The sequence below is a fragment of the Dolichospermum sp. UHCC 0259 genome (genome assembly GCF_009711935.1).
In the GTDB taxonomy this organism is placed as follows: Bacteria; Cyanobacteriota; Cyanobacteriia; order Cyanobacteriales; family Nostocaceae; genus Dolichospermum.
Genome location: NZ_VIKX01000044.1, coordinates 1 through 9,165, shown reverse-complemented (window position 1 = coordinate 9,165; position 9,165 = coordinate 1). Strand labels below are relative to the sequence as shown.

The 9,165-nt window shown below is 36.8% G+C and carries 8 protein-coding genes and 1 pseudogene; 1 reads left to right on the top strand and 8 read right to left on the bottom strand.

What is annotated here, in order from left to right:
* Positions 1–297: 297 nt before the first annotated feature.
* The 3 genes from FJR05_RS03820 to FJR05_RS03810 form a co-directional block, all read right to left on the bottom strand.
* Complete coding sequence (locus FJR05_RS03820; protein WP_254446688.1) at positions 298–2,550, bottom strand: ATP-dependent RecD-like DNA helicase; 2,253 nt, start codon at positions 2,548–2,550, stop codon at positions 298–300.
* A gap of 49 nt (positions 2,551–2,599) precedes the next feature.
* Positions 2,600–3,913 carry a plasmid pRiA4b ORF-3 family protein gene (locus tag FJR05_RS03815; protein ID WP_168642878.1) on the bottom strand — a complete coding sequence of 438 codons (1,314 nt, stop codon included), beginning with the start codon at positions 3,911–3,913 and terminating at the stop codon, positions 2,600–2,602.
* 496 nt (positions 3,914–4,409) lie between these two features.
* Entirely contained in the window at positions 4,410–4,679 is a 270-nt protein-coding gene (locus FJR05_RS03810) for a helix-turn-helix transcriptional regulator (RefSeq protein ID WP_168642877.1), read from the bottom strand.
* Positions 4,680–5,038: 359 nt separating this feature from the next.
* Between FJR05_RS03810 and FJR05_RS03805 the strand changes: the two genes are divergently transcribed.
* Positions 5,039–6,496 (top strand): hypothetical protein, encoded by a 1,458-nt coding sequence (locus FJR05_RS03805; RefSeq protein WP_254446687.1) that lies wholly within the window; start codon positions 5,039–5,041, stop codon positions 6,494–6,496.
* Positions 6,497–6,823: 327 nt separating this feature from the next.
* On the opposite strand, the gene FJR05_RS03800 is transcribed toward FJR05_RS03805, so the two are convergent.
* The 5 genes and pseudogenes from FJR05_RS03800 to FJR05_RS03780 form a co-directional block, all read right to left on the bottom strand.
* The gene (locus tag FJR05_RS03800; protein ID WP_168642876.1) at positions 6,824–7,165 is read right to left on the bottom strand and encodes a DUF86 domain-containing protein; all 342 of its coding nucleotides are present in this window, start codon (positions 7,163–7,165) and stop codon (positions 6,824–6,826) included.
* The gene (locus FJR05_RS03795; RefSeq protein WP_168642875.1) at positions 7,155–7,445 is read right to left on the bottom strand and encodes a nucleotidyltransferase family protein; all 291 of its coding nucleotides are present in this window, start codon (positions 7,443–7,445) and stop codon (positions 7,155–7,157) included. The genes FJR05_RS03800 and FJR05_RS03795 overlap by 11 nt, the downstream gene beginning before the upstream one ends.
* Before the next feature lie 413 nt (positions 7,446–7,858).
* Positions 7,859–7,990 (bottom strand): hypothetical protein, encoded by a 132-nt coding sequence (locus FJR05_RS27550; RefSeq protein ID WP_256376169.1) that lies wholly within the window; start codon positions 7,988–7,990, stop codon positions 7,859–7,861.
* Between the two features lie 480 nt (positions 7,991–8,470).
* Positions 8,471–8,936, bottom strand: a pseudogene (locus tag FJR05_RS03785) (ISLre2 family transposase); the annotation flags it as partial.
* Positions 8,872–9,165 (bottom strand): hypothetical protein (locus FJR05_RS03780; protein ID WP_168642874.1); only part of this gene is annotated, 294 nt, incomplete at its 5' end. The pseudogene FJR05_RS03785 and the gene FJR05_RS03780, both read right to left, overlap by 65 nt.

The window sequence follows — 9,165 nt, the reverse complement described above, 5'->3', positions numbered from 1 at the left end:
ATTCTCGTTTTTGCAGCTATATCCCTGTCAATAAAGCGATAAGCAGGAGTTTGTGCCTGGACAATAGGTGCTGTAATCCCCAGCAATAATACGCTAGTAGTGATAACAAAAGTAGTAAATTGTTTCATAACAACCTCCAAGAAACCCACCCGTTGTGGGCGCAGTTAGTTTACCGGGCAACTTGTAAAAAATTATTGACAACCACTGAAACTTCTGTACCTTCAGGTAGAAATTGAATATTAGGACGTTGCAGCAACTCCTGAACCGCTTGGTCAGACCGTCTCGACAAGCGCTCACTCACTGGACTGAAAAACCCTTCCAACGCAGCCGCCCAAATTTGCGGGTCAGCGGTGCTAGAAACAGTATTTTGATTAAACGTGCCATTGGAAACCAGCAATTCTCATTTTNAATTACAATTGCTAACTTTTTAGCACGGGTTAAACCTGTATAAAGTAGATTACGACTCAACATCATATAGTGCTGCATATAAAAAGGCAAAATCACCACCGGATATTCAGAACCTTGGGATTTATGTATAGAAACACTCCAAGCTAAAGTAATTTCATTGAGGTCAGCATAATCATAAACTACAGAACGTTCGCCATATTGCACATTTATTTCTTGTTCAACAGTGTCTATGTCCGTGATAATTCCTAAATCACCATTAAAAACTTCTCTTTGATAATCGTTAGTCTGCTGAATTACTCTGTCACCTACCCGCAACGTCATCCCACCCCTGGTAATCTCTACCTTATCGGGACTTTTAGGATTAATTAATTCCTGTAATACCGTATTCAGATTGCGAGTACCCACTAAACCCCTTGACATCGGACAAAGCACTTGTACATCCGTAGCAGGGTTAAATCCTAATTTTGGGATTAAGTCTGTAATTAATTCGCAAATTGTTTGCACCCCATGTTCTGGCTGAAATCCCCCTCCATGCCACAAACAGTCAGAGACTGGGGAATTACTGATTGGTTCGATGGTGGGATACTGACCCCGGTTAATTTGATGAGCAGCAGTAATAATCGCACTCTGTTGAGCCTGACGAAATACCTGAGTTAGTCGCACCACTGGCACTCTACCAGAATTTATCAAATCAGCAAGTACACTACCTGGTCCCACTGATGGTAACTGGTCAATATCTCCTACCAACAAAAGTTGTGCGCCGACGGAAACTGCTTTGACTAAGGAGTATGCTAAAAATAAGTCCAACATACTGGCTTCATCAACAATAATTGCTGTCTGAGGTAACGGATTATCGTTGTCAGATTTAAAACCCCTGGTTCTGGGGTCAAATTCCAATAAACGATGTATGGTCTTTGCTTCTAAACCAGTCATTTCCGCCAAACGTTGTGCTGCCCTTCCAGTTGGTGCAGCTAAAGCAATGGATTTACCCATCGCCTTCCATAAACTGACTATGGTATGGGTAGTGAAAGTTTTACCAACACCTGGACCCCCTGTAAGAATCATGATCTGCGAGTAAGCAGCCATTTCTACAGCTTCCTGTTGCTGTTGGGAAAGTTCAATTTTTTGAGTTTGTGTAAATCTTTCTAGCCAAGCACGAACGCGGGGAATGTCAGTAGTAACAGGTTTATTCAAACGTTCATGTATAAGTTCTGCTAAGTTTTTCTCTGTATGATAATAGGTAGGCTTGTAGCAAAGTAATGTATCACCATCCTTTTCCCTAATTAACTCATCTTTCAAAGCCATGTCTGTGATAGTTTGAGTTATTGCCTGTTCTGTGGGCTGATGAGATTCAGTAGTCAGTAGTTTAATTACGGACTCAATCAGTTCTGGTTGTGGTAAGTAGCAATGACCATCTTCAGCAGCTTCACTCAAAGCATGAACAAGTCCGGCACAGTAACGAAACTGGGAATCGGCGGGAACTCCCAAATTACGGGCTATTTTATCAGCAGTGAGAAACCCAATACCATAGATATCAGTAGCTAATTGGTAGGGGTTATTGGTGACTACAGCGATCGCTTTATCTCCATACTGTTTATAAATTTTGACTGCATAGATAGTAGAAACGCCATGTCCTTGCAGAAACACCATCACTTCTTTGATAGCCTTTTGGGTTTCCCAGGCGTTTTTGATCAACTTGATCCGTTTTTTGGCTATGCCATTCACTTCAATTAAACGGTCAATTTGATTTTCAATAATTTCTAGGGTTTCTACTCCAAAATGGGCAACAATCCGTTTTGCTGTGACGGGTCCCACACCTTTAATTAATCCACTGCCCAAATACTTTTCGATACCTGTAAGTGTAGCTGGTTTGGTTTCTTTATAATTGATTACTTGAAATTGTGGTCCATATTGGGGATGTTCCCGCCAAAAACCCGTTAGTTGTAGTGTTTGTCCGGGCTGAATATTAGCAAAACTGCCAACAATGGTTGTTAAATCTTTAATACTGGAGCGAGTTAAGCGTGCCACTGTGTAACCGGACTCCTCCGAATAAAAAGTGAGGCGTTCTACTACCCCAGTAATAGTTTCTTGGGGAACAGAAGCATTAATTTGTTGGGAAGTCGGGTTTGGTGCAGTGGACATTTTAAAACCATTTTTTGACTAATCTATTTAACTTTAAATAACCTTAACTTTAATCATCATCAGGTTTTTTCAACTCTATCGTCCATTCATCTTCTATAAAACATACTATATATTCTTCTTCTTGTTCTGGTGGTTGACCATGAGATTCTAAAACTTGCGATTCTTGTATCTCCCCATGATCGGGGTCAATTTTTTCTAGATATAAATCAAATTCCCATTCATTCCGTAAATCAAAGATAAATTGTAAATGATTTTCTATTTCTAGGGATAAATCACCTAAGCGAAAATCGCTGGTATCGGGGTTAGATTCAAGTTCAGGATGGTCAAATTCAAGAATTCTGCCTGTGCGGTCTTGGTAGATAAATGTGTACAGATGTCGAGGGTCAAAATCAAAGGCTTCGGCAATTGCTGTAGCTACTTCATCTAAATTTAAATGACTAGGAATAGCAATGCGTCGCCAAGTATCCTGTAAAGTAACTTTAAATATATAAGTACCTTCAGTAAAACCGCCTTCTGCAATCACTAAAGTTTGTGACCATTCGGGGAAATAGGGTTGAAAATAAGGTTTTAAAGTCTCAAAAGCTATCCGAAAATCTAACCGAAATTTAGCATAATCTTCTATTTGGATATTTGTACGGCTTTCTGTTAATATAGCCATAATTGCATTACCCAAAGGCAAAGGTTTAACATCAGTAAAACGCCAGCCTTTAGCGGGTTGTGGTTGTCCTGATGTTAGTTCAATTAAACCAAATAAATGCAAAAGAGCGAGATTATGGAATCCAGGAAAATAACCTAATTTATCTTGTTCTAAATAACTATTAAATTTTAATCCTGCTTCTGGCATATCTTCCCAAAAGAATAAACACAGATATGCTTGGTCAAACATATCTCTTTCGTTGCCTAATAGTTTATTATCTCCCCAAACTAACCAAGATTCTAATAGTGTAAAATATTGTTCTGTGGGGTTAAGATTCTGCCAAATTTGCAGAAATTTTGGGTCTAAAACTAATTTGCTCTTTTTACCTTTGGTAATTAGTTGAGATAGTCCAGAAGCGCGGAGAAGGAAATAAAGACCGTGAATATAGGGGTAAGATTTTTGGACAGGACGTTTAAAATTAATATCTATGGGAGAACTTAATAGAGAGTTAAGCTGTTGCAGGTATTTAAGGGAGAATTGGTGATGAGTGTTACTAACTTCAACGCCATCAGGTTGGAGAAATTCTAAAATAGTTTGAAAATCTTTTAAAATTGTGCCTGGGGTATGTTGACTAATGGTTTGTTGTTGAAGCAGTTGTTTTATATCTGCCGTCAGTGGTAGTTTATCTCGGATTTTGTCGGGAATGATAGAAAATAGTTCATTCATCTGATTTAAGAAAATAAATTTATTCAACTACAGGTTTTTATTTGGGGAATGGTTGCAAAATTTTCGATATTTAGCCCATCACTCTTTACTAAAAATCTCTTCGAGAGTTAGGGGTTTACCCGCAAGTTCAGAAGCTAAATCTCTGAGTTTAAACAGAATCTCTGAGTTTAAACAGAGTTTTAAAATGTCCACGATCTAACTGTCCTTTTTTGGCAGATGATAGAGTTCTTTTGTCTAATCCAGTCATTTCCTTAGCTTTTTGAATAGATGTGTTTTTGTCTTCTGTCCAATAACCAGAAAGATCAACCTACTTAGTCATAAAAATACTTAGCTTCTGTTAGATTCTTCATTTGTTATTAATTCATCCCATATCTGGTTAACTTGGGTGTTTATTGCATCCATTGTAATGGATTCACCTTCATGGTTTAGACGCTGACACACTTCATACAAAAGAATCATTTACTCTACCTGTGCGTCTTCTGTTCTGTATTCACTTTTAGACATTTGATTCAGTATAATTTCCATCACTATCAAAAGTATAGTCAAACAGATCGCCTGGAGTAATAATTCTATCTTCACCACGGGAGCGGTAAGCCTTTGTTAAGCCGTTACACAAATTGTTCAGAACTCTACCGCTAATCTGTTCAATCTCATCAGTATTTTTCAGCTTTGAGATAGATGTTGGGTGTATATCTGAGAGTGCCGCTAGTTCTTTATTACTAATTTTTTTCTCGGCCATTAATATTCTAAGTCGCCAACGAATCATGCTTTAAGAGCCTATCCTTTTTCGGTTTTCTCTCATAGTTTCCTGCACTAAGGCATTTATAGCTAGTTTTTTTTATATCTAAACTCAATTATATAGCAAGCTAAATTTAAATATTGTCTTTTCGCTATATATATAGCTAGAATGGTATATAATATAAAAAGCAAAAAGGCGATCGCCTTCCGTCCAAAGATCGCGATCGCCTTTTAAGAAACAAACCCAATAATATAGTCGGGGTCAGAAACAGACCTCATATCAGAAGTCCAAACTATATAGCGGTCAAAACTATATAGAATTCCAAACCATCAAAGATGTCAAAACTACATATCTGAAGCCGAAACTATATATTCGAGGTCAAGATTATGATGACACAATATCAAGGTTTTAGGGTAGCTCTAGCAGAAATTCCAGTAACTGCACAACAAGAATTAGAACAATACACTGACAAACAAGCTGATGCAGTTGCGCCCTTTGCTCTCAACTACAACTTCGATTACAACCAATTTACAGACCCCGAACTGCAAAACAAAGCCAAAACTACCCTAGCTAACTTTATCGGCTTTGTCCGTCAGACTTTTGATGGCTTACTCGCTAGTGGTCAAGCATTGCAAGATATTTACTACAATTGCATCGCTTTTTGCCCAAATGGTAAACAGGTTTTTAACACCTGGCTATTGAGTAATGATTTTGGCGCATCTCGCTATATTGCCTCCTCAGCCATGAAAATTTACGCTTGGTTTGAGCAACTGCCAGAGCGAATCCAACGTTTAGTGCGAGAAAAAGTCCAGAACTGGAGTGTTGCTGCCCTTAGTCAACTGACTAAAGTAACTGATCACCTTGTCAAAGAACTGGTCAATTCTGGCAAGAAAACAGCCGCACAAGTCAAGGCAACAGCAGAAAAGACTGGAACAAATCCAAAAGCCAGTCCAAAAACAACTAATTCCACTACTGTTGCTGCTGCCAGTAACGAACAAGTAGATGCGCCAGAATTTGCGCCGGGGATGCGAATTGTCATTGTTGATCATGGAATCTGGAATGGTTACAAAGGGATTATTACCGCCAAGTGGGAGGTAAATGGCAATGAATGCTGGTGGGTGCTTTTGGACTCTGTGGTTGCCCAAGGGTCGTTCTCAAAAGAGTTATTGAAACCAGAACAAATTCAATTGGAAATGCCACTAAATCAGGCTCAGAGTAGAACGACTCGTTTACAAGAGACTTTTACTGCACAACAGGTAGAACAAAAAATTGCTGAAGCTTTAGCACAACGCGAACAAGAAAAAGCAGAAGCAGAACTGGGTAAATTTATCGAAATTCGTGAAGCTGCTCTTCAAGCTGCCGGAGTAGAATTAAAAGCTGCTCAACAACACGCTCAAAAAATGACACAAGACAAGGAAAAGTTAGTTCAGCAGTTAATTGAAACAGAAAGACAGTTAGCCGCAGTTCAACATCTTCAAGTCACAAACCAGCAATTAGAGCAACGAATAGCTGATTTAGAAAAGGGACTAGAACAAGCCACTCAAAACAGTTGGAATAACACATTTTCTAAGCAAGCCGCAAAAGTTGTCAACTCAGAATTAGAAAAAACAATTGCACCATTAACGTCAGAAGTTGAGCGATTAAATGAGGTAATTTCAACTAGAGAACAGGAACTGGCACAACTCAAAGTTTCTAATCACAAGCAACAGGCTGAATTAACAAATGTTGTCAATTTGATTATAAATACAGATGCAATCAATTTAAATCAAGCAGAAATTCAGGAGCAATTTATGAAAATAAAAACTTTGGTGCAAGAGATAAAAATCCATGAGTATGTTACTTAATTCATATAATCCAATTAATCTGGATTATATAAAGTTATGGTTCTACTATTCCCTCTATGGAGGGAGGAATAAGTAGTTTAGCATTGAAAATTGTCGTTATAGCAAAGCAAAAGGCACTCATGCAAGAGTGAAGAAACTTTGGGCGATTTTACAAGAAAAGGGAACAGGCTTCGCCGTGAGCATCAGCCGATAGCATAGCGTGGCGTTAGCCATACGGGAACAGATAAGAAACACTCTTTTGCACCAGTTTGCACCAGTTTAGAACTTCAGTCAAAAAAGAGATGTTTTTACAAGATGCGTGATTTTTTTGTTAGTTAATACATTAACTTAAAATTCTTGAGAAATAATAATTAAAATTGGTGATTTCAAAGAACTAATTTTAGTTTGAATAATATCCCAAATAATCTCATCTTCTAATGAAAAATAAGCATGAACTAAAATATCTCTCAATCCGGCAATTTTGCGCCATTCAATATCTGGATATTTATTTCTTATTTCTGGGGGAATTTGTTTAACTGATTCTCCAATAACCTGTAAATTTCTAATTACTGCATCAAATCTTAATTCATCACCAAAAAAACTCTGATCATCCAATCCTTGAGTATAACGGAGAATTTTATCACAACTAATTAAAATATCATCACAATAAAGTTTTAAGCTACGCGACATAAATAGCGTCCTTTTCTACAGCATCAATAATTTGAGGTTTCAACATTTTTTTGGTGACTAAATCAACGGATAAAGATAAGTTATCTTCTAAGAAAAATTTTAAATCCATATATTTATCAAAGGTAACTTTTCCTTGAAATTCTACTAATAAGTCAATATCGCTAGTAGTTTTTGCTTCATCTCTTGCATAAGAACCAAATAAAGCTAAGGAAGTTACACCATAACTTTTAATGGTGGTTAAGTTTTTTTTGAGAAAGTTAATTAAATATTCTCTGTTCATAATTTGTATTTTTGTCTGAATCAGTTGGTTATCGAGTTCCGACTACGCTCAACTACCGCGACTTGTACTGAGCTTGCGATGCCCTGAGCAGTTCGACAGGCTCACTGTAAGACCTGTCGAAGGGTCGAAGTAAGTTGAGATAATGTCCAGGATTTGAGAATTTACAGGATGTTTTTGTTGTTTGATGTAGTAATTTGGGAGTAGAGTTTTGATAATTTGCTGATTATACTAATAAATTGCCTAATTGAACAATCATTTTAACATTATTTCACTTTTTTAAAAGTGACTAAATTGAAAAAATTACCACACCACAAACATCAAAATCATATCCTGTACATCCTCAAATCCTAGATATCCTGATATGGCTTGCGTCACTGTACCTCATTACCCTAAAATACGCTGTATAATTGAAGTTAACAATCAGGAATAAGCTTTTGACAATAGCGTTGATTAATTGCTATTTTCCCTAATTCTAAAATTACTTCTAGTGGCACATCAACAGATTTAGCTGCTTCAGAAATAGTAACTTTATTAGTGCGTAACAAAGCTAAAAGTTGTCGGACTTTAGGAACAATAGGGTCATTGCTATTGGTATAACCACGTTTTATAGCAATTTTTAGCCCAGTTTCAATATCATCAACTGTAACTTGACGATTTTCATCTATTAATAATTTTTGCTGTCCAGGAATTGCATTAGCAATTTGAATACCGACATACCCAGGTTTTTTGCGCTGGGGAATGATATCAAAATTGTAGAGTCGCTTTTGTCCTTGAGAATCTACAGTTTGAACAAGTAAGTTAGTGAGGTGGGGGCAATTATTATTTTATACACTGAAGATACCAGTAAATTAAATAACTAAATTAGGGAGTATTTTCACTATAAATTATCCTTTGGATGTATTCCCCAAAAGATAGGATAGGCAATATTTTGATTCTTCTCTAAATAAACTATTTAATTAAACAACAAGAAATTGACGTATTCTTTATTACAAAAGTCTGCCAATGAGCGACTTTAAGTATAAAATTTATCCAACAGGTTTTGGTTTAATGAAGGAAGTTAAAATTGAATCGCAGAAATTGTTCCAATTACCAGCCATCCATTGACAGCGGAGATGTAACATAATTTCTGCATTATCTTTTAACCAAAATTTACTGTTACCCTTCATTCTTAAATTGACAACCTGTCTGATTAAACAATCAAAAAGCCCCACTACCAATCGGTAGGTTTTCTAATAAAATTTTAGCGTAATTCAACCGCCCTTCACGGTATGCACGTAAAAGATAATCTCGCTGTGAAACCATTGTTTTACAACTCTCTCCAGTAGTTTTTATAATAAATTCATCCATCTGCTTTATTAAAGTCAGAGCGTTACCCTTTTTTAAGATTTTTCTGGCTTTTTTAAACCAATCTTGACGCTCTTTTTCATCATGAAAAGCCACATCTGCAAAAGTCTGTAAATGCTCGGTAATGTGATAAAAAAATAATGATTCTGGGGTCTTGACGATTTAATCCTTTTTCCAAAAGTTTGGCACTATCTATATAACTTGTGCCATATTCTGTAAGGTCGTCAGAATTCCCTCCTATTGTCCAAAAAGATGTACTAGATGAAGTAATGTGAGATATCGTTACTTTGATTTTCAATATCTCTTTCGCAAATTGCTGGTAAATTTCTGGTTTAATCCAGTTTGTACCTAGTACACTGCGGCGTAAATGAGATAA

Excerpts from the sequence above, each read along its gene's own strand:
- FJR05_RS03815 (WP_168642878.1), bottom strand. The coding sequence starts at position 3,913 with ATGAATGAACTATTTTCTATCATTCCCGACAAAATCCGAGATAAACTA.
- FJR05_RS03810 (WP_168642877.1), bottom strand. The coding sequence starts at position 4,679 with ATGATTCGTTGGCGACTTAGAATATTAATGGCCGAGAAAAAAATTAGT.
- FJR05_RS03805 (WP_254446687.1), top strand. The coding sequence starts at position 5,039 with ATGATGACACAATATCAAGGTTTTAGGGTAGCTCTAGCAGAAATTCCA.
- FJR05_RS03800 (WP_168642876.1), bottom strand. The coding sequence starts at position 7,165 with ATGTCGCGTAGCTTAAAACTTTATTGTGATGATATTTTAATTAGTTGT.
- FJR05_RS03795 (WP_168642875.1), bottom strand. The coding sequence starts at position 7,445 with ATGAACAGAGAATATTTAATTAACTTTCTCAAAAAAAACTTAACCACC.